The sequence below is a fragment of the Pseudomonas sp. B6002 genome, from assembly GCF_013385985.1.
Lineage (GTDB): Bacteria > Pseudomonadota > Gammaproteobacteria > Pseudomonadales > Pseudomonadaceae > Aquipseudomonas.
In genome coordinates this window covers 42,154-61,303 of sequence record NZ_JACAOY010000035.1, presented here as the reverse complement: position 1 = coordinate 61,303, position 19,150 = coordinate 42,154, and the positions used below count along the sequence as shown (strand labels likewise).

Annotated in this window: 20 protein-coding genes and 1 tRNA gene; 8 read left to right on the top strand and 13 right to left on the bottom strand. The window is 61.8% G+C overall.

Going from position 1 to position 19,150, the window contains the following annotated elements; genetic code table 11:
• Positions 1-232: 232 nt before the first annotated feature.
• The 3 genes from HX792_RS28560 to HX792_RS28550 are packed head-to-tail and all read left to right on the top strand — an operon-like array spanning position 233 to position 3,755.
• Positions 233-1,426 (top strand): CaiB/BaiF CoA-transferase family protein, encoded by a 1,194-nt coding sequence (locus HX792_RS28560; protein ID WP_176999219.1) that lies wholly within the window; start codon positions 233-235, stop codon positions 1,424-1,426.
• Complete coding sequence (locus HX792_RS28555) at positions 1,423-2,364, top strand: hydroxymethylglutaryl-CoA lyase (RefSeq protein WP_176999218.1); 942 nt, start codon at positions 1,423-1,425, stop codon at positions 2,362-2,364. Before HX792_RS28560 ends, HX792_RS28555 begins: the two co-directional genes overlap by 4 nt.
• A gap of 59 nt (positions 2,365-2,423) precedes the next feature.
• Positions 2,424-3,755: an MFS transporter gene (locus HX792_RS28550; protein WP_176999217.1), complete on the top strand. Its 1,332-nt coding sequence runs from the start codon at positions 2,424-2,426 to the stop codon at positions 3,753-3,755.
• On the opposite strand, the gene HX792_RS28545 is transcribed toward HX792_RS28550, so the two are convergent.
• Entirely contained in the window at positions 3,756-4,244 is a 489-nt protein-coding gene (locus tag HX792_RS28545) for a DMT family transporter (protein WP_176999216.1), read from the bottom strand.
• Between the two features lie 68 nt (positions 4,245-4,312).
• On the opposite strand from HX792_RS28545, the gene HX792_RS28540 reads away from it, so the two are divergent.
• The 3 genes from HX792_RS28540 to HX792_RS28530 all read left to right on the top strand — a co-directional run bounded on the left by HX792_RS28540 (position 4,313) and on the right by HX792_RS28530 (position 6,704).
• Entirely contained in the window at positions 4,313-5,236 is a 924-nt protein-coding gene (locus HX792_RS28540; protein WP_176999215.1) for a LysR family transcriptional regulator, read from the top strand.
• A 178-nt stretch (positions 5,237-5,414) separates the two neighbouring features.
• Entirely contained in the window at positions 5,415-6,056 is a 642-nt protein-coding gene (locus HX792_RS28535; RefSeq protein WP_176999214.1) for a LysE family translocator, read from the top strand.
• A gap of 120 nt (positions 6,057-6,176) precedes the next feature.
• Positions 6,177-6,704, top strand: coding sequence for a DUF4142 domain-containing protein (locus tag HX792_RS28530; RefSeq protein WP_016975135.1), 528 nt, complete (start codon positions 6,177-6,179; stop codon positions 6,702-6,704).
• A 54-nt stretch (positions 6,705-6,758) separates the two neighbouring features.
• Here the strand turns inward: HX792_RS28530 and HX792_RS28525 are convergent, their stop codons facing one another.
• The 5 genes from HX792_RS28525 to HX792_RS28505 form a co-directional block, all read right to left on the bottom strand.
• Entirely contained in the window at positions 6,759-7,184 is a 426-nt protein-coding gene (locus HX792_RS28525; RefSeq protein WP_176999213.1) for a low affinity iron permease family protein, read from the bottom strand.
• Between the two features lie 89 nt (positions 7,185-7,273).
• The gene (locus HX792_RS28520; RefSeq protein ID WP_176999212.1) at positions 7,274-7,774 is read right to left on the bottom strand and encodes a methylated-DNA--[protein]-cysteine S-methyltransferase; all 501 of its coding nucleotides are present in this window, start codon (positions 7,772-7,774) and stop codon (positions 7,274-7,276) included.
• 87 nt (positions 7,775-7,861) lie between these two features.
• Positions 7,862-8,272: a type II toxin-antitoxin system HicB family antitoxin gene (locus HX792_RS28515; protein WP_176999211.1), complete on the bottom strand. Its 411-nt coding sequence runs from the start codon at positions 8,270-8,272 to the stop codon at positions 7,862-7,864.
• Positions 8,273-8,294: 22 nt separating this feature from the next.
• The gene (locus tag HX792_RS28510) at positions 8,295-8,477 is read right to left on the bottom strand and encodes a type II toxin-antitoxin system HicA family toxin (RefSeq protein WP_003189411.1); all 183 of its coding nucleotides are present in this window, start codon (positions 8,475-8,477) and stop codon (positions 8,295-8,297) included.
• A 168-nt stretch (positions 8,478-8,645) separates the two neighbouring features.
• Positions 8,646-9,539 carry a LysR family transcriptional regulator gene (locus HX792_RS28505; protein WP_176999210.1) on the bottom strand — a complete coding sequence of 298 codons (894 nt, stop codon included), beginning with the start codon at positions 9,537-9,539 and terminating at the stop codon, positions 8,646-8,648.
• A gap of 95 nt (positions 9,540-9,634) precedes the next feature.
• On the opposite strand from HX792_RS28505, the gene HX792_RS28500 reads away from it, so the two are divergent.
• Together HX792_RS28500 and HX792_RS28495 are read left to right on the top strand one after the other, a co-directional pair.
• The gene (locus HX792_RS28500; RefSeq protein ID WP_176999209.1) at positions 9,635-10,798 is read left to right on the top strand and encodes an MFS transporter; all 1,164 of its coding nucleotides are present in this window, start codon (positions 9,635-9,637) and stop codon (positions 10,796-10,798) included.
• Positions 10,795-11,976: an MFS transporter gene (locus tag HX792_RS28495; protein ID WP_176999208.1), complete on the top strand. Its 1,182-nt coding sequence runs from the start codon at positions 10,795-10,797 to the stop codon at positions 11,974-11,976. The genes HX792_RS28500 and HX792_RS28495 overlap by 4 nt, the downstream gene beginning before the upstream one ends.
• Positions 11,977-12,048: 72 nt before the next feature.
• Here the strand turns inward: HX792_RS28495 and HX792_RS28490 are convergent, their stop codons facing one another.
• From HX792_RS28490 to uca, 7 genes are all read right to left on the bottom strand, one after another.
• A complete protein-coding gene (locus HX792_RS28490; protein WP_176999207.1) occupies positions 12,049-12,417 on the bottom strand; it encodes a BrnA antitoxin family protein in 369 nt (122 codons plus the stop codon).
• A gap of 3 nt (positions 12,418-12,420) precedes the next feature.
• Positions 12,421-12,702 carry a BrnT family toxin gene (locus HX792_RS28485; RefSeq protein WP_176999206.1) on the bottom strand — a complete coding sequence of 94 codons (282 nt, stop codon included), beginning with the start codon at positions 12,700-12,702 and terminating at the stop codon, positions 12,421-12,423.
• Between the two features lie 229 nt (positions 12,703-12,931).
• A tRNA-Gly gene (locus tag HX792_RS28480) sits at positions 12,932-13,005 on the bottom strand.
• A 205-nt stretch (positions 13,006-13,210) separates the two neighbouring features.
• Complete coding sequence (locus tag HX792_RS28475) at positions 13,211-14,095, bottom strand: alpha/beta fold hydrolase (protein ID WP_176999205.1); 885 nt, start codon at positions 14,093-14,095, stop codon at positions 13,211-13,213.
• Positions 14,096-14,399: 304 nt separating this feature from the next.
• Positions 14,400-15,092 (bottom strand): pseudouridine synthase, encoded by a 693-nt coding sequence (locus HX792_RS28470; RefSeq protein ID WP_176999204.1) that lies wholly within the window; start codon positions 15,090-15,092, stop codon positions 14,400-14,402.
• On the bottom strand, positions 15,092-15,304 hold the full coding sequence (locus HX792_RS28465; RefSeq protein ID WP_176999203.1) for a cysteine-rich CWC family protein: 213 nt from the start codon (positions 15,302-15,304) through the stop codon (positions 15,092-15,094). Before HX792_RS28465 ends, HX792_RS28470 begins: the two co-directional genes overlap by 1 nt.
• A gap of 47 nt (positions 15,305-15,351) precedes the next feature.
• Entirely contained in the window at positions 15,352-18,945 is a 3,594-nt protein-coding gene (gene uca / locus HX792_RS28460; RefSeq protein ID WP_176999202.1) for an urea carboxylase, read from the bottom strand.
• Positions 18,946-19,150: the final 205 nt, after the last annotated feature.

Sequence of the window (19,150 nt, the reverse complement as noted above, 5' to 3'; positions counted from 1 at the left end):
AGCCCGGCTCCCACAGGGGAATGCGGTCATCTGTAGGAGCCCGGCTTGCCGGCGATGGCGGCCTCGAAATCGGCGCAAAGCTTGAGGCTGCCATCGCCGGTAAGTCGTCTCCTACGGATGATTCCCTGATCGTTCGTGTTTGGCGAACGCTCGTTGCCAACTGACGGTTGGATTTCTCCTGGCACTGCCCTCTAGTCTTGGCCCCACATTCCAAGAACAAGAGGTACACCCCATGACGGCTCCCCTGAGCGGTATCAAGGTGATCGAGATCGGCACCCTGATTGCCGCGCCGTTCGCCGCCCGGCTGATGGCCGAGTTTGGCGCCGAGGTGATCAAGATCGAAGCCATGGGCCAGGGCGACCCGCTTCGCAAATGGCGAAAGCTGCACGAAGGCACGTCGCTGTGGTGGTACCTGCAATCGCGCAACAAGAAGTCCCTGGCCCTGGACCTCAAGTCCCCGGAAGGCCTGGACCTGATCAAGCAACTGCTCGGCGACGCCGATGTACTGATTGAAAACCTGCGTCCCGGTGGCCTGGAAAAGCTCGGCCTGGGCTGGGATGTGCTGCAGGCCATCAACCCCAAGCTGACCCTGGTGCGCATCTCCGGCTACGGCCAGACCGGCCCTTACCGCGACCGTCCTGGCTTCGGCGCCATCGGCGAGGCCATGGGCGGCATTCGCTACACCACCGGCAACCCGGATTCACCGCCTGCGCGGGTTGGCGTGAGCCTGGGTGATTCCCTGGCTTCATTGCACGGCGTGATCGGCGCGCTGATGTCGCTGCTGCGGGTCAAGACCGGGCAGGGCGACGGGCAGGTGGTCGATGTGTCCCTGGCTGAAAGCGTGTTCAACCTGATGGAAAGCCTGGTGCCCGAATACGACATGCTCGGCCATGTGCGTGAGCGCAGCGGCGGGGCGTTGCCCGGCATTGCGCCGTCCAACACCTACCTCACCGCCGACGGCGCCTATGTGGTGATCGCCGGCAACAGCGACCCGATCTACAAGCGCCTGATGACCACCATCGGCCGCGCCGACCTGGCCGACGCGCCCGAGTTCGCCCACAACGATGGCCGCGCCGCCAAGAGCGGTCTGCTCGACGCGGCGATCACCCACTGGACCAGCAGCTTGCCCATCGACCAGGTGCTCAGCGCCCTGGAAGCTGCCGAAGTGCCGGCCGGGCGCATTTACTCCGTGGCTGATATCGTCAGCGACCCGCACTACCAGGCGCGCGACATGTTGCTCACTGCCGAGCTGCCGGGTGGTGTGTCGGTGAAAATGCCGGGCATCGTGCCCAAGCTGTCCGAAACTCCGGGTGGCGTGAACTGGCAAGGGCCGACCCTGGGCCAGCACACCGACGATATCCTCGGCAGCCTGGGCCTGACCGGCGCCGATATCCAACGCCTGAAAACCGCGGGAGTGGTGCAATGATTACTGATTATTCCGACGCGCTGATCGTGCAGGAAGTGTCCCCGCGTGACGGCCTGCAGATCGAACCGACCTGGGTTGAAACCGCTGACAAGATCGCCCTGATCGACGGGCTGTCCCAGGCCGGATTTTCGCGGATCGAAGCCGGCTCGTTCGTTTCGCCCAAGGCCATCCCGGCGCTGCGCGATGGCGAGCAGGTGTTCCAGGGCATCACGCGCACGCCGGGTGTGATCTACGTGGCGCTGATTCCCAACCTCAAGGGCGCTCAGCGCGCCATCGAGTCCCGCGCCGATGAACTGAACCTGGTGATGTCCGCCAGCCAGGCCCACAACCTGGCGAACATGCGCATGCGTTGCGAAGCGTCGTTGGCGGCGTTTGGCGACATTGTCAGCTTTGCCGCCGAGCATCCGGTGAGCCTCAACGGCAGCATCGCCACCACCTTCGGTTGCCCGTTCGAAGGCAAGATTGATGAAGACCGCGTGCTGCACATTGTCGACGCTTACCTGGCGTTGGGAATACCGGGCATCAGCCTCGCTGACACCACCGGCATGGCCAACCCGCGTCAGGTAGCGCGCTTGGTAAAACGCGTGCTGGAGCGTGTGCCCGCCAGCGACCTGACCCTGCATTTCCATAACACCCGGGGCCTGGGTCTATGCAATGTGCTGGCCGCCTATGAAGCCGGTGCCCGCCGTTTTGACGCGGCCCTTGGCGGCCTGGGTGGCTGCCCGTTTGCACCGGGTGCGTCGGGCAATATCTGCACCGAAGACTTGGTGAACCTCTGCGACGAAGTCGGCATTCCCACCGGCATCGACCTGCCGCACCTGCTGGACATGTCTCGCCGCTTGCCGGCCCTGCTGGGCCATGAATTACCCGGCCAGGTGGCCAAGGCCGGGCGCAACTGCGACCTGCATCCGCCACCGGCGTACATCGCCACGTTGTAACGCCGCACCAGACAACAAAAACAATCGGGCGCCTGTGAGCAGCCCGCTGGAGAGAAACCATGAGCACTAATACGTTAGAGGCCGGCGCGCGCACGGCTGATGAGATTGACGCGGAAAAAACCCTGGTCAGCAAGGTCGCCTGGCGCCTGATGCCACTGATCATGGTGTGCTACCTGTTCGCGTTTTTTGACCGGATCAACATCAGCTTCGCCAAGTTCCAGCTGCAGGCCGACCTGAGCCTGAGCGACACCGCCTACGGCCTGGGGGCCGGGTTGTTTGTGGTGGGCTATGTGATCTTCGAAGTGCCCAGCAACATGATGCTGTACAAGGTCGGCGCCCGGCGCTGGATTGCGCGGATCATGATGTCCTGGGGGCTGGCCACGGCGGCCATGGTGTTTGTCACTGCCGAGTGGCAGTTCTATGCGCTGCGTTTTCTGATCGGTGCCATGGAGGCGGGTTTCGCGCCGGGCGTGCTGTATTACCTGACGCTGTGGTTTCCCCAACACTTCCGTGGACGCATCACCTCGATGCTGTTCCTGGCCTCGGCCTTTGCCGGGCTGGTAGGCGCACCGTTTTCCGGCCTGGTGCTGGAGCACCTCGACGGCGTGCTGCAAATGCGTGGCTGGCACTGGTTGTTCCTGCTTGGCGGCTTGCCGTGCATCGGCCTGGGCTTGATGGTGTTGACCCTGCTCAAGGACCGCATCGAAGACGCCCATTGGCTGACAACGGCGGAGAAGGCCTTGCTGTCGAGCCGTATCGCCAAGCATGAGCCGAACTCGCACGGCGGTTCGCTGCTGTCGGCGATCCGTATTCCCGGTTTCCTGATGCTTGGTTTTATCTACTTCCTGATCCAGGTCGCGTCCTACGGTCTCAACTTCTGGGCACCGCAGTTGATCCGCAGCGCCGGCACCCAGAGCCCGGTGATGATTGGTTTGCTCACGGCCATTCCCTATGTATGTGGTGCGATCAGCATGGTAGTGATCGGGCGCTTGTCGGACGCTACCGGCGAGCGACGCAAGTTTGTCAGCGGCCTGGTGTTGCTCGGTGCCGTGGGCTTTTTCAGCGCCGGCATCTTTGCCGACCACACCACCTTCCTGATCATCGCCCTGGGCATGTTGGGAGCCGGCATCATCGCCTCGATCCCAACCTTCTGGACCTTGCCACCCAAGCTGCTGGCCGGTGCCGGAGCAGGTGCGGCGGGCGGCATCGCGGTGATCAATACGCTGGGGCAATTCGGCGGCATCGTCAGCCCGGTGATGGTGGGGCGCATCAAGGACCTGACCGGCAGTACCACACCAGCGCTGTACGTGATCGGTGTGTGTGCGCTGTTGGCGGCGGCCCTCTTGTTGTGGGGCTTGCCGCAAAAATTGCGCACCCTCGACAAGGGCTGATCAGCCCGCCGTTGCCAAGGTCCGGGCCGGTGTGGCGCTGAACTGAATCAACGCCACACCGCCGATCAACAACAACGCCCCCAACACGCGGGGCGTTGTCAGTTGGCGCTCCACCAGGCCGAACAGGCCGAAGTGATCGAGCAGCAGCGAGGCGAGAATCTGCCCGGCCATGGCCAGCGCGATAAACCCCGATGCGCCCAGCTTGGGCAGCAGCATCAACGCCAGTGAAATGAAGCACACGCCAAACGCACCACCGGCCCACATCCACAGCGGCGCTTTGCTGATAAAGGCCAGGCTTGGCAACGGCAGGCGCAGCGCCAGGATCACCGGTAGCAGCACGATGATGCTCACCAGCAACGAGGCCAGGGTGGCCCACAACGGGTGGCCAAGCCCGCGCCCGAGGTTGGCGTTGATCGCGCTCTGAAACGGCACCACCGCGCCGGCGATCACCGCCAGCACCAGCAAACCCACCCAATGCAACGTCGTCATGTCGAATCTCCCAGAGGTTTTGCTGGACTCTAAGGTATTCGTCACGCACATTTAAATTCCAAGTTCTTATGGTGAGCATGCAGCTGATGAATGATCTGCGTCGCATCGACCTCAACCTGCTGGTGATCCTCGACGCGTTGCTGACTGAGCAACATGTCACCCGCGCGGCCGAGCGTTTACACCTGAGCCAGCCGGCCGTGAGCCATGCGCTGGCGCGCTTGAGGGACTTGCTGGGCGACCCGCTGCTGGTCCGCCAGGGCGGCAGCCTGGTGCCCACGGCCCGTGCCTTGGAGCTGGCAAACCCACTGGCCGAGGCGTTGGCGCAGGTGCAGGCGCTGCTGGCGCCGAACCGGTTTGATCCGGCGTCGGCCAAGCGCCGGTTTCGGGTGGCCATGTCGGACTACAGCGCGGCGATTTTCCTGCCTGGCCTGGTGCGTACCTTGCGCCGCGAAGCACCGGGTATCGACTTGCAGATTGTCCAGGCCAGCCGTGAAGGCATGGTCGATGGCGTGCTCAATGGCGACCTTGATTTGGCCGCCGGGGTGTTCCCCGACATGCCCGCCGAATTACGCACCACGCCCTTGTTCGAAGAGCACTACACCTGCCTGGTGGACCGCAGCAGCTTGCCGGAGGATGGCTCGCTGGACTTGGCCACTTACCTGTCGCGGCCCCATGTACTGCTGGAAATGCGCGGCAGCGGCACGCCGGAAATCGAGCGCGCCCTGAGCGCCATTCGTGAGCGGCGACATGTGGCAATCAGCCTGCCGCATTGGGGTGTGGCGCCCCAGCTGATCCAGGGCACGGACCTGATCTTGACGGTGTCGTCCCGGGGCTTGCTCAGCATCGATCACCCGGCGCTGGTGAGCGTGCCGCCGCCGTTTCATATTCCTTCGTTTGCCGTTGAACTGGCGTGGCATGCGCGGCGGGGCGGGGATTCGGGGTTGCAGTGGTTGATCGAGCAGGTGCAAGGCGTCTTGTCTTACACCCCCTAACTGTAGGAGCTGGCTTGCCAGCGATTGCGCCGGGTCAGCTTGCCCACGTATTGCCTGACAGTCCCCAATCGCCGGCAAGCCGGCTCCTACAGGAGGGCAGGGTTTTTTTCAGGATTGCGCTCCTCGGCAGAACGTGCAGAATCCCATCACCTTCCAACTGTTTGTTTGAGTCGCGCCCATGACCCCATCCTTGCTGCTCGCCGTCCTTGCTTCGGGTTTTATCTACGGTATTACACCCGGCCCGGGAGTACTGGCCGTATTCGGTATTGGCGCCGCTCGTGGCCGTCGTGCCGGTGCGGGTTTTCTGTGCGGGCACTTGCTGGGGGATGTGGTGTGGTGCAGTACGGCGCTGATCGCCATTGTTGGCGCGCGGGAAGTCGGCAGCAGTGCGTTTGATGTGCTGGGCGTACTCAGTGGCCTGTACCTGTTCTGGCTCGGCTGGCGCGCGATCCGCACCCAGCGTCGCAGCAGCGATGCGCCCCAGGGGGCGGCCCGCCATCCGTTCTGGCACGGCATTCTGTTTGGCCTGACCAACCCCAAGGCTTACCCGGTGGCAGTGGCAACCTTCACGGCATTGCTGTCCAGCCGCGCCGAATTGTTGACCTGGGCGATGCTGCCTTCGCTGATCTTCCTGAGCTTTGTCGGCGGTCTGCTGGCCTACGCCATCCTCATCGGCGTAGTCGGTGCCCAGCGCGTGCGCACGGTGTACCAGCGTCATGAAATCCTGATCACCAAGCTCTGCGGCGTGATGTTCATCGGTTTCGCCATCAATGCCCTGGCACACGCGTTGCCGGGCCTGTTTGGCAGTAAACCGGCCTGATAGACCGACGACCGTTCGTCGCACTGGCGAGTTTTTTCTAAACCTTTGCCGCCCTGAAAATTCGAATTCAGGGCGGGGCGTATTCTCCCCGCACCTATTTTTGCCCTGGAGGAACCCATCATGAGCCGCATGGCTATCCGGTTACGCACCGCCAGTTTCGCGATGCTGCTGGGCCTCGGCGCCAGCAATGCTTTCGCCCAGTCGCCTGCCGAATTCATCGAGCAGGCTTCGGCCAAAGGTATGGCCGATATCGAAACCAGTCGCATGGCCCACGCCAAAACCTCGTCCCAGGAAATCAAGGACTACACCATCGAGGTGATCAACGAACGCACCCTGGCCAACCAGCATTTGGCCGCGATCGCCAAGAAGCTCGACTTGCCTGTGGCGCCCCGGGAAAAGATCGTCGACAAGGCCGAGACTTTGATGCCTGAACTCAAGGACGGTGATTCCTTCGATGCCGCCTACACCGCCCAGCAGGTCAAGGAAAACGAAGACGCCATTGCCCTGTTCAAACAGGAAGGCGCGGCGTCGGATGTACCCGAAATAAAAGCACTGGTGGATGAGACGCTGCCCAAGCTGGAAGAGCGTCTGCAAAAGGCCCGTGCCCTCGCGTCGACCTATGGCAAAGGTCATCAGGGCGACGGTTGATCACGCCACGTGAAATGAACAACGGCGGTTGGAGCTTCTCCAACCGCCGTTTTTTTACGCCTGGTTCAAATCGGTTTTGCTCGGCGCCGCATCATCGGCAGCCTGCCCGCAACTGCTGTTGAGGTTCACGGTGCCGGTGTTGCCGATGCTGCGGTATTCCTGGCGCAGTTTTTCCAGCTCCTTGCGGTCCAGGCCGTCCAGGCTCAACACGGCATTCTGTGCATCCTTGGAGACCCGCAGCAGCTCGTCGATCTTGATGTGCAGGATGTCGTTGTCGCGGTTCTGCGTGTTCTGGATCAGGAACACCATCAGGAAGGTGATGATGGTGGTCGAGGTGTTGATGATCAACTGCCAGGTGTCGTTGTAATGGAAATACGGCCCGCTCAGGCTCCACGCCAAAATCAACACCACCGCCGCGTAGAACGTGCGGGGGCTGCCTGCCCAGCGGGACAGGGATTGCGACACTGCGGAGAATTTCATGACCGTGATTCCTTGAACAAGGGGGTGATGAAAGTATGGACCGCAGGGTCGTTCTGAAATTTCTTTTTACATTTGGGTCGGAGGGTTTCTCAGAACGCCCACCGCGCCTGGCCTGTACCTTCCAGCGCGAGTAGATATTGCTTGGCTTCCAGCCCTCCGGCAAAACCGGTGAGTTCGCCTGAAGCACCGATAACCCGATGGCAGGGCGCGATGATCGAGATGGGGTTGCGCCCATTGGCCGCGCCGACCGCACGCACGGCCTTCGGGTTGCCGATCTGCCGGGCGATGTCGCTGTAGCTGCGGGTTTCGCCAAAGGGAATGGTCAACAACGCCTGCCAGACCTGCTTTTGAAAATCGGTGCCGGTGAAGTCCAGTTCGAGTTCGAAATGGTTGCGCGTGCCGGCGAAGTACTCCTTCAACTGACGCTGGGTTTCCAGCAGCACCGGGCTGTCATTGGCTTCGTGCAAATCCCCCAGGCGAACGCGGTTGGGCCGGTCTTTTTCCCACAGGATGGCGTTGAGTTTGCCGTCGCGTGCCACCAGGGTGAGCTGGCCGACGGGGGAGGGCATGAGCGTGTAGTGGAATAGCATGGTCGGGCTCCTGGGTGAGGTGTCGTTGCAGTCTAGGGCGACGGGCACATCGGCAAACTACGTTTCTTGCGGTTGAATTCGGCCCGGTCAGTTGGCCTGCTGGAGCACCTTGAGCGCAGCCGAAGCGAGGAAGCCCGAGCGGCTTTTTTCTTCGGGGTGGTGCAGTACATATTCATCAATGCGGTTGAGCAGATAACCCGGCAGCGTGATGTTGAGCTTCTGTGCCTTGCCCAGGTACTTGGTGACATCAATGTCTACGACAGCCCAAGTGCATCCCGCGTATTGCGGGTTGGCGGCATGCAAGGTGACTTTTTGCGCGGTGGGAATCGGTGCGCCATCTTCGGCAAGGATTTCGAAGTGCCCTTCGATTGCTTCGCGAGCCATGGCCATGGCGTCGTCCAGGTCGTCACCCGCCGAGTAGCAGCCAGGGATGTCCGGTACTTCCACGCCCCAGGCGTGGTCGTCGTCGCCGGTTGAAATTGCGATGGGGTAAAGCATGTCTGTTGTCCTCCAGGGACGCTCAACTCAATAGCGCCTGTTTCAAAATACTCTTGGCGGTCTTGTCCAGCAGGTCCTTCTTTGGATGAGGGATCGTCACCAGCCCCGGTTTTGTCGGGTGCTTGAAGTGGTGATGACTGCCTCGTATGCGCACCAAATACCAGCCGTCTGCAACGATGTGACCTATCAAATATCGGCTATCCACAACACCTCCTTGTGGTGTGTGTTGGTGGTGACTATAACCACTGAAATTAATTTATCAACACTCTACCTACCGGCGGTCGATGGCCCGTATTTCGGTAGGGGGTCAATGCAGTGTATGAGCGCGCAGGAATGGCGCCGGAAAGAGGTATTGCGAGGTTTTTCGAAGGTATTAGCGGATGTGTAAGGCGTCGGTGATCACGTTGAGAAACGCATCGACTAACACACTTTTAGTCTTGGCAGGCGTCAGCACCAACAACTGCGCACACGCATCCACCTCCACCAACGGCCTGTATGTCACGCCCTTGTTCATCAAGCTCTGCGTACAGGCCGGCACCAGTGCCACGCCTTGCTCAGCCGCCACCAGCGCAATGATCGAGGTGATCTGCCGCCCGGTCGGCCCTGGGTGCAGGGGCTGGCCGTGATGGCGGTAAAGCTGTTCGATGGACTGGTTCAGCCCAGAGCCATAATCGGCAGGAAACAGGATCAAGGGATAGGCACTGAGTTGCGCCAGGCTGACTGCATCAAGATCGGCCAGCGGGCTGTCCTTGGACACTGCCGCTACCAGGCGTTCCTCACCCAGGGACAACGCCTGGACCTCGTCGCCCTGGGGCAGCAGGCGGCTCAAGCCAATGTCCAATCGGCCATCTGCGACCTGAGCACCCAGGCTGCCGGAGGCGCACTCCACCAGGGTCAGTTGCACGTCCGGGAAGCGCTGGGCAAACGCCTGGATGGCGTGGCTGAACAGGTCCGACAAGGCGATCGAGCTGACATAGCCCAACGCCAACTGCCCGGCTGTGCCTGCCGCGAGCTTGCCGGCGATCACTTGCGCCAGCTCCACTTGCTCCAGCACACCGCGCGCGTAGGGCAGAAATGATCGGCCTTGCGCGGTGAGGGTCACCGTGCGGCTGGTGCGATCAAACAGTTTGAAACCCAGCTCGGTTTCCAGCGCGGAAATCTGTCGCGTCAGCGGCGGCTGGGCGAGGTGCAGGCGAAGGGCGGCGCGGCCGAAGTGCAATTCTTCGGCGACCGTCAGAAAGTACCGCAGCTTGCGTAGGTCGAGCATCCTGGCCCCAGGGTATTGATCGGTCCGAATTCGGTATTGGTTCAGCACCTGCCCGCCATTCTATAAAGACCTCACAAAATAAAACGAGAGGTTTCATGAAACTGCGCCTGCATTGTGCCCGTCTGGCCCTGTTCCTCTGTGGCTGCGCGGCGTTTCTCAATCTCTATGCCACCCAGAGCATCCTCCAAGTGTTTGCTGCACAGTTTGATATCGGCGCCAGGGCGGCGGGGTGGAGCATCACCGTCACCACCTTGGCCGTGGCAATCACCGCGCCCTTTGTCAGCCGCCTGACCGGACGTTTCGAGCAGCGAACGGTGATCAGTGTGGCGGCGTTGCTACTGGCGGTGCCAGCCTTGATGACCGCCAGGGCCGACAGCTTTACCGAGGTGCTGGTGTGGCGATTTGTCGAAGGCATGCTGATTCCAGTGGTGTTTGCCACCAGCGTGGCTTACATCGGCGACCGCTGGAGCGGCGGCACTGTGACGGAGGTCACCAGCCTGTATGTGGCGGGCACCGTATTGGGTGGGTTTGCCGGGCGTTTCGTGACCGGCGTGATGACTGAATACGTGGGCTGGCGCGAGGCTTTTGAATGGCTGGCAGTGCTGAGCCTGATGGTGAGCGGGTTCATTCAGTTCCTGCTGCCGCCCAGTCGTTCTCGGCCTGTGCAGGTCAACGCGTCGGTTTCGAGTGTTTTTCGCAGGCCGCTGCTGGCTGCCTATGCCGTCGGTTTTTGCGTGCTGTTCTCCCAAGTTGCCGCCTTTACCTACGCAGGTCTGTACCTTGGCCTACCGCCGTTCAACCTGGGGCCTGCCGCATTGGGCACGCTTTACATGGTGTTCTTGCTGGCGCTGATCGTGATCCCCATCGCCGGCCGTCTCAGCAAGGCCCGGCCCCATGCTGAACTGCTGAGCATCGCCGCCGTGCTGGGCGTCGTCGGCTCAGCCCTGACCCTGGCGCCATCCTTGTGGTGCATCGTGTTGGGCCTGGCCCTCAGTTCGACCGGTGTGTTCCTGGCGCAGGCGGCGGCGAATGCCTTTACCACCGCCACTGCGCGCGACAACAAGGCCGGCGCGGTGGGCGTGTACCTGACCTGCTATTACCTGGGCGGCAGTTGCGGCGCCATCGTCCCGGCGTTGATCTGGGAGCGTTGGGGTTGGGTTGGCTGCGTGGTGCTGATCATCACTTTTCAACTGTTGATCCTGCTGATCGCCCTGACCGGCTGGAAGCCCCTCAAACCTGAACCGATTCCAACACCATGACCCTGACTGCCCGCGAAACAATCACCCGCCGTCGCCACCTGGTCGCCGGCTGCGGCGCCCATGCCGTGCACGATGGTCTTACCGATGTGATCTACGTGCTGCTGCCGATCTGGCAAGCGCAGTTCGCCTTGTCCTACGCTCAGATCGGGCTATTACGCGGCGCCTATTCCGGGATGATGGCGGTGTTCCAATTGATGGCGAGCCGAGCCGCCAGGCGCTGGGGCCGCGTACCATTGCTGGTGGGTGGGACTGGGCTCGCCGGGGTTGCCTACTTGCTCGTTGGGCAAGCTACGGGACTGGTCATGCTGCTCCTGGCGTTGCTGTTGGGCGGCCTGGGCGCCAGTACCCAACATCCACTGGCTTCCTCGATGGTCACCGACGCCTATGAAGATGGCGGGGGCGTGAAGCAAGCCTTGTCCCAGTACAATTTTTCCGGTGATATCGGCAAGACCTTGGTGCCCGGCCTGGTTGGCCTGCTGCTGACGGTGATCAGTTGGCGCGCCAGCGCCACGTTGCTGGGCGTGCTGGGGCTCGCATCGGCCGGGTTACTGTGGTGGTTGATTCCCCGCCAGTTGCGCACCGCCACGGCCCCGGTGGTCGCCAGGCTTCATGCTGGAACCGGCTCTGTTACGGGCCTGCGGGCCTTGATTGTCCTGGGCACCCTCGACAGCGCAGTGCGCATGGGCTTCCTCACGTTCTTGCCGTTCCTGTTGCAAACCAAAGGCGCTGGCACCGCCGGCATCGGCCTGGCCCTGACCCTGCTGTTTATCGGCGGTGCGTTCGGCAAGTTGTTCTGTGGTTACCTGGGCGCGCGCATCGGCATGATGAGGACCGTGTGGCTGACGGAAACCAGCACGGCCGCGCTGATCGTTATGGCGGTGTACCTGCCGCTGGAGGGCTTGATGCTGATGCTGCCGCTGCTCGGCCTGGTGCTCAATGGCACGTCTTCGGTGCTGTACGGCGCCGTGCCCGACCTGGCCGGCGCGGGTAAGCGGGAGCAGGCGTTTGCGCTGTTCTACACCGGCACCATCGGCGGCGGAGCGCTGGCGCCGGTGGTGTTTGGTGGCGTGGGGGATGCGCTGGGCGTGCCGGTGGCGGTGATGGTGTTGGCGGGGGTGTTGTCGGTGACATTGCCGTTGGCGTGGGGGGTGGAGAAGGAGTCGCGTGCTAACGCATGAGTTGGAGCGACCCCTTGTCTTTCAGTTTTGCCCTTCAGTCAGTGGCGGATAAAGCGCGCAAAATGTTAGAAATTACAACGTGGGCTTGGGTTTTTGTCTGCCCGGCTTGGGTGTTCCCAGTACACGATTGAGCTCTCCGGCAACGGCGATCAATTGCTGTTCCAGTGCCTCTACTTCTGAATGACTGATCCCGTTATTAATGACTTGAAGCGTTTTTGCTTTCTTTTTAGGCGCAGGGGCCAGGTCATGGACTTCCTGAGAAATAAGCGCCTGACGAAGGATATTGTTGATAACAGTCTGGTAGCCCGTACCCGCGTTTTCGGCACGTTCCCGAGCGGCTTCGATCACGGCGTCATCGAGCATAATGGTGATCCGGGTTTTGCCTTTGCTACTGGCCACAGCGCCACGTTTGGCGTTGTCGAGGTCGTATTCGTCTTTCATGGTTCAAGCCTCCAGATACTTCCTTCGTTCATTTTTGGATGCGAGCCTTGCGCTGATGGGCCTTACAAAATTCGGGTCACGGTAGGTATAGGCGACCAACAGTATTCTTCCTGTTGCGTCTTTGCCGATGATGCACCAGCGTTGCTCTTCATGATCATGGGTTTGCCATACCAACGCGGCTTCGTCATAGAACACCGGTTCTGTGTCTGCAAGGCTTACACCGCTATGCTTCATTTTGTTCAGTGTGTTTTTTGTGGCGTCATACTGGATTCTGAAGGTTTTCATTATGCATATTTTATATGTATAAAAAAGCGGTTGATGGGACCGCTGATCTTCAGAGCTAAGAGTGGGTATGTCTGTCCGTACGCACGGATAGCGTACGTCGGGGAGGGCGGTTAAGTGTGTAGGGAAAGTTGGTGTCTCAAATTTCAGGCATAAAAAAACCGGCCACCAAGGACCGGTTTTTTCATGCATCCCCCGCCAAAACCAACCTGGCGCGAGAGCAGAATCTGAGTGGAGCGGGTAGAGGGAATCGAACCCTCGTCGGAAGCTTGGGAAGCTACTGTTCTACCATTAAACTATACCCGCTCAGAGCGGCTGACTTTGTACCAGATGTTTGCCTGGATTTGAAGTTTTTCTTCAAAAATGTGTGGGTTACAGGTGCAGAGGCTGACTTGTCTGCGATACCGGCACTTCTGTGTGTCAGTCACACTTCGGTGATGCTATCGCAGGCAAGCCAGCTCCCACATGAGCCCAGTTCCTGCATAACCAGGTAACTCTCCGATACTGCATTTCAGATTGCAAAGGCATGCTGCGTCTGGCCCTGGTGGTAGCGCAGGCGACTGACCGGGCGCTGCTGTTTCAGGAAACCGACGACTGCGTCCCGGCTGTCCCGGCACGCCGCCTTGTGCTCCATGTCCAGGAAATGCCCGGTGGCCTGGATGGTGCTGAAGCTGCTGTTGGCCACATGCTGGCCAAACAGCTTGGCGTCCTGGGCGCTGGTGTACTCGTCCCATTCACCGTTCAGGAACAGCACCGGGATGTCGATCTGCTTGGCCGCCCTGAGGTAGCACAGGCGATCGCTGTTGAGCACGTGGCTGATGTGAAAGTGCATCTGCCCATACTCATGTTCGGCCAGGCTGCTCACGTGTTTGTAGTTGAACCGCTTGAACAGCGACGGCAAGTGTTTGCCGATGGTGCTGTTGACCAGGTGGCCGACGCGGTCGCGGTCGAGGTTGCCGAGGTAGTCGACCCCACGCTCCAGATAGTCGCGCATGGGCGCGTTGATCACTGGGGAGAACGAGCTGATCACCGCCTTCTCGACGCGGCGCGGCCGGTGGGCGAGGGCGACCAGGGTGGCGGCGCCCCCCCAGGAAAATGACAGTACGTGTTCAGCGGCGAAGTGGTCGATGAGTTCCAGCAAAATCTGGCCTTCGACTTCCTTCGTCAGCATCTGCTCATGACGGTTATGGATCTTGGAGCGGCCAGCGTAGGGCTGATCGTACAAAACCACATTGAACTGCGGGTACAGGCTTTTCACGGTTTGGGCGAAGGATGCCGTGGTGGCCATCGAGCCGTTGACCAGGATGATGGTCTTTTCAGCAGCGTCCGCGCGATAGAACTCCGTGTAAACCCGATACTGACCCTGTATATCCAACACAGCGATTTCTGGCCTCATGTCGTAAGACTCCTGGCAAGCGGGTAGGGCGCGCAGATCACTCTGCACGAGCTTTGTGACAGGTAGGCATACGCCTGGAAAAGGTGGGCCCATGTCGATCCGATGACGGCTGGCCGACGGGTGTTGTTATGGCGGGCTGTTTGCCTGAGAGGCCCGTAGATCAAGCGCGGGCGGGGCAAGGTGTTTCTTGGAGGTTATGGGTGACTCGCCAGTCATCATTTGGCTGACGGTTTGATTCAAGCAGCAGACCCGGGATGTCGCAAGTCACACAAATGGGTTTTTGCCATCACCGGCCGAACGGTCATCAGACCTGTCGGATTTCGTCGTCGGTCAGTGCCCGGTACTCGCCTGGCGCCAGGGCGGCGTCCAGTTCCAGCGGCCCCATGCGCTCACGGTGCAGGCCGATCACCTTGTTATCAAAGTGCCCGAACATGCGCTTCACCTGGTGATACCTGCCTTCGATAATGCTGAGCCGCGCTGTGGTCGGCCCCAGCACCTCCAGCTCGGCGGGCTGGGTGGTGAGGTCTTCGAAGGCGAAATACAGGCCTTTGACGAATGTCTCAGCGTACTCGGCGCCGATGGTCTGTTCGGTCTCGACGAGGTAGACCTTGGGCAGCTTGGTGTGGGGCTGGGTCAGGCGGCGCGACCATTGGCCGTCATTGGTGATGACCATCAGACCGGTGGTGTTGAAATCCAGACGACCGGCAATGTGCAGCTCATCCTTATCCGGCTCATCGAGCCAATCCAGCACCGTCGGGTGTTGCGGGTCCGACGTGGCGCTCACACAGCCCTGGGGTTTGTGCAGCATGAAATACCGCGCTGGCTTACCCGCCTGCAGCACTTCATCGCCCACGCACACCCGGCTGAATGCCCGCACCTCATGGTGAGGATCGCTGACCACTGCGCCATCCACCGTCACCCGCCGTTCCACCAACAGCAGGCGGACTTGCTTGCGATTGAAACGCGGCAGATTGCTGAGGAACCGATCAACGCGCATTAGGAACGCTCGGCCCCACGTAACTGTGCGTCCACCTGGGCACAGCGCGGGCACAGGCACGCTTTATTGCGCAGTTCGTCGGGCAACGCTTCAAGCACCGCAGGGTCGATGGTGACGCTGTAGCACCAGCACGCCTGGTCGGCCGTGCGTGGGTCGGCCAGGGTGCAATCGTTGCGGGCGCCGCAGGCGGGGCAGAGGGTTGGCGTGGTCATGGGGGTATCGTGCAGGACGGTTCAGAGCCTGCACGATACAGCGCCGGTCAGTCCCGTTCCAGCACCACGACCCGTTGGCCGGCGCCGATGCCACTGCCCGGTTGCACCGGGATTTCCCGTACCACGCCGGCAAACGGCGCCAGCACCGGGATCTCCATTTTCATCGACTCCAGAATCACCAGCACATCCCCCGCCGACACGCGTTCACCTGTCACCACCTGAACCTGCCAGAGGTTGCCCGCGATAGGGCTGTCGATGCTGTGCTCGTTGGCCTGCAACGGTGTGTCCGCAGCCTGCGGTGCCGCCAGTTCCTCGCTGTCGAAATGCGCCTGGCCGCTGGCGATCCAGCGTTCGCGCTCGGCGTTGAACGCCTGCTGCTGTTGCGTGCGGAACGCGTCAATGCCCGAGGCTTCGCGCGTCAAAAAGGTCTGGTAATCCGCCAGGTTCAACTGGCTCTGCTCGATAGTCAGGTCATAGCGCCCCAGCGGGAAGTCGCGACGAATACGCAGCAACTCCTCAGCACTCACCGGGTGGAACCGGATCTGGTCAAAGAAGCGCAACAACCACGGCTTGCCGTCGAACGCCGCCACTTCGCGATAGCGGTTCCACATCTGCAAGGTGCGCCCCACAAACTGATACCCCCCCGGACCTTCCATGCCATACACACACAAGTAAGCGCCGCCGATGCCCACCGAGTTTTCCGCGGTCCAGGTGCGCGCCGGGTTGTACTTGGTGGTCACCAGGCGATGACGCGGGTCCAGCGGCGTGGCCACCGGGGCGCCAAGGTAGACGTCGCCCAGGCCCATCACCAGGTAGCTGGCATCGAACACCGTGTGGCGCACTTCATCGAGAGTGGCCAGGTCATTGATGCGGCGGATGAACTCCAGGTTGCTCGGGCACCACGGCGCGTCCTTGCGCACGGTGGTCATGTATTTTTCGATGGCCAGCTGGCACGCCGGGTCGTCCCACGACAGTGGCAGGTGCACGATGCGCGATGGCACTTGCAGGTTTGGCGTGGCGCACACGGCGGTCCATTCGCTGGCGATTAGCGTGAGCAACTCGGCCAGGGGCAGTTGCTCGGGTTGGTAGTGGATTTGCAGCGAGCGGATGCCGGGCGTCAGGTCGATCACGCCATGCAGGGCACGGGCTTCCAGCGCTTGCATCAAGGCGTGGGCGCGGAAGCGCAGCACCAGGTCCAGTTCGGGCGCGCCGATTTCCAGCAGCAGGTGCGTGTCGCCGGCGAGGCGCGCGACCAGGCGAGTGCTGCCTTCACCCCTATCGAGCACCACAGGAGACCTGTAGGAGCCCGGCTTGCCGGCGATGGCGCCCTTGAGAATGTCATCGCCGGCAAGCCGGCTCCTACAGGTGGTCCATTCCAAGGCGAAGTGGCGGGCGGTGGGTAGATCGACCGGCTCGAAGCGGATTTTATCGCCGGCCTTGAGCTGGCCCAATTGCCAGAGGTCGGCCTCGATCACCGTGACCGGGCACACGAAGCCGCCCAGGCTTGGGCCATCCGGCCCGAGGATCACCGGCATGTCCCCGGTGAAATCCACCGCGCCGATGGCGTAGGGGTTGTCATGGATATTCGACGGGTGCAGGCCGGCTTCACCGCCATCCGTGCGTGCCCACAATGGCTTGGGCCCAATCAACCGCACGCCGGTGCGGCTGGAGTTGAAATGCACTTCCCATTGAGTGGCGAAGAAGGTGTCGATGTACGCGGGCAGGAAGTATTCCGGCGCGCCGTGTGGGCCGTAGATCACCCGGATCCGGCGCACGTCTGGCAAGGGCTCTGGGACAATCTGTTGCCCGGCACTGGTGTCCTGCAACGGCAGCAGGTGCAGCACATCCCCGGCCCGCAACGCCCGTCCGCCGTGCCCACCAAACTGCCCGAGGGTGAAGGTGCTCTTGCTGCCCAGGTAGTCCGGCACCTGCAACCCGCCGCGCAGGCACAGGTAGCTGCGCGCACCGGCACCGGCGATCGTGCCGAGGCTCAACACCGACCCGGCCGGGATCAGCAATGCGGTGTTCATCGGCACCGCTTGATCATCCAGCAACAGCGGGATTTCAGCCCCGGTGACGGCAACCACCGCCGCACAGTTGAAGCGCAGCAGTGGCCCGCTCATGGTAATTTCCAAGGCGGCGGCGCCTTCGCTGTTGCCCAGCAGGCGGTTGCCCAGGCGCAGTGCACGGCTGTCCATCGGCCCCGATGGCGGCACGCCCACGGCCCAGTAACCGAGACGACCGGGGTAGTCCTGCACGCTGGTCTGGGTACCGGCGCTGAGTACCTCGAACGTGTCGGCGGTGTAGACCAAACCTTCCAGGCAACGTGTCCATGGCCGGCCACTGGCGAAGGGCGCCGCGAGCAGGATCTGGCGCAGGTAGTCGCGGTTGGTTTCCACGCCGTACAGCTGGCTGTCGTTGAGTGCCTGATGCAGGGCCAGGCGCGCCTGTTCGCGGGTGGGCGCCCAGGTGATGAGCTTGGCGATCATCGGATCGAAGTAGGGCGGGATCTCGCAACCGGCCTCGACCCAAGTGTCGATTCGCAAACACTCGGCCACCGGAAACTCTACCTGGGTCAACAAGCCAGGGCTGGGCTGGAAATCCCGGCCGGGGTCTTCTGCGTACAGGCGCGCCTGAATGGCATGGCCCTGAGGCGTTAACTCCAACTCACTCAGCGGCGGCATTTCTCCCGCCGCCAGTTGCACCATCCAGCGCACCAGGTCCACGCCCCACACCTGTTCGGTGACGCCGTGTTCCACCTGCAGGCGCGTGTTCACTTCGAGGAAATAGAAGCGTCCGTCGGCACTGTCGAAGATAAATTCCACGGTGCCGGCACTGCGGTAGTTCACGGCTTTTGCCAGGGTGATAGCCGCCGCGCACAAGGCGTCTGCCATGCCGTCAGGCAAGTTCGGTGCAGGGGTTTCTTCGAGGACTTTCTGGTTGCGCCGCTGCACCGAACAGTCGCGCACGCCAAGGGCAATGACCTCACCGGCGCCATCGCCGAATACCTGCACTTCCAGGTGGCGTGCGTGCTCGATGTACTTCTCGATAAACACACCGGCATCGCTGAAGTTGTTCTGCCCCAGACGCTTGACCGCCTCGAAGGACTCGCTCAATTCCATTGCACTGCGGCACACGCGCATGCCAATCCCGCCACCGCCGGCGGTGCTCTTGAGCATCACCGGGTAGCCCACGTTGTCGGCGGCCAGCAAGGCGGCTTCAAGGCTGTCCAGCAGTTCGGTGCCTTCCAGCAGCGGGATCTGATGCCTCTTGGCCAAGGCCCGCGCCGTGTGCTTGAGGCCGAACACTCGCAGTTGCTCCGGTGTTGGACCGATGAAGGCAATGCCGGCGTTTTCGCAGGCTTCGGCGAACGCCGCGTTTTCCGAAAGAAACCCGTAGCCCGGATGAATTGCCCGGGCACCCGTGGCCTTGGCAGCGGCGAGGATTTTCTCCACCGCCAGGTAAGTGTTCGCCGCCGCGCCTTCACCAAGGCTATAGGCTTCGTCGGCCTGCTGGATATGCAGGCTGGCCGCGTCGGCTTCGGCATACACGGCGACGCCTGTGACGTGCAGCTCGCGCAAGGTGCGCAGGATGCGGCAGGCGATGGCGCCACGGTTGGCGATCAAGACTTTTTCGAACATGGCAAAACCCTGCGGGCCGTCCCGCAAAATGGTTCAAGCGCCAAGGTCGTCCGTGGCGCAAATCTCTGGAATGAACGCGATCCACCGTAGGAGCCGGCTTGCCGGCGATGAGGGCCTTGAACCAGGCGGCGACTTTGAGGCCGCCATCGCCGGCAAGCCGGGCTCCTACAAGGGTTAGCGGTGTTTTTTAAGGCACTGCCCGGCG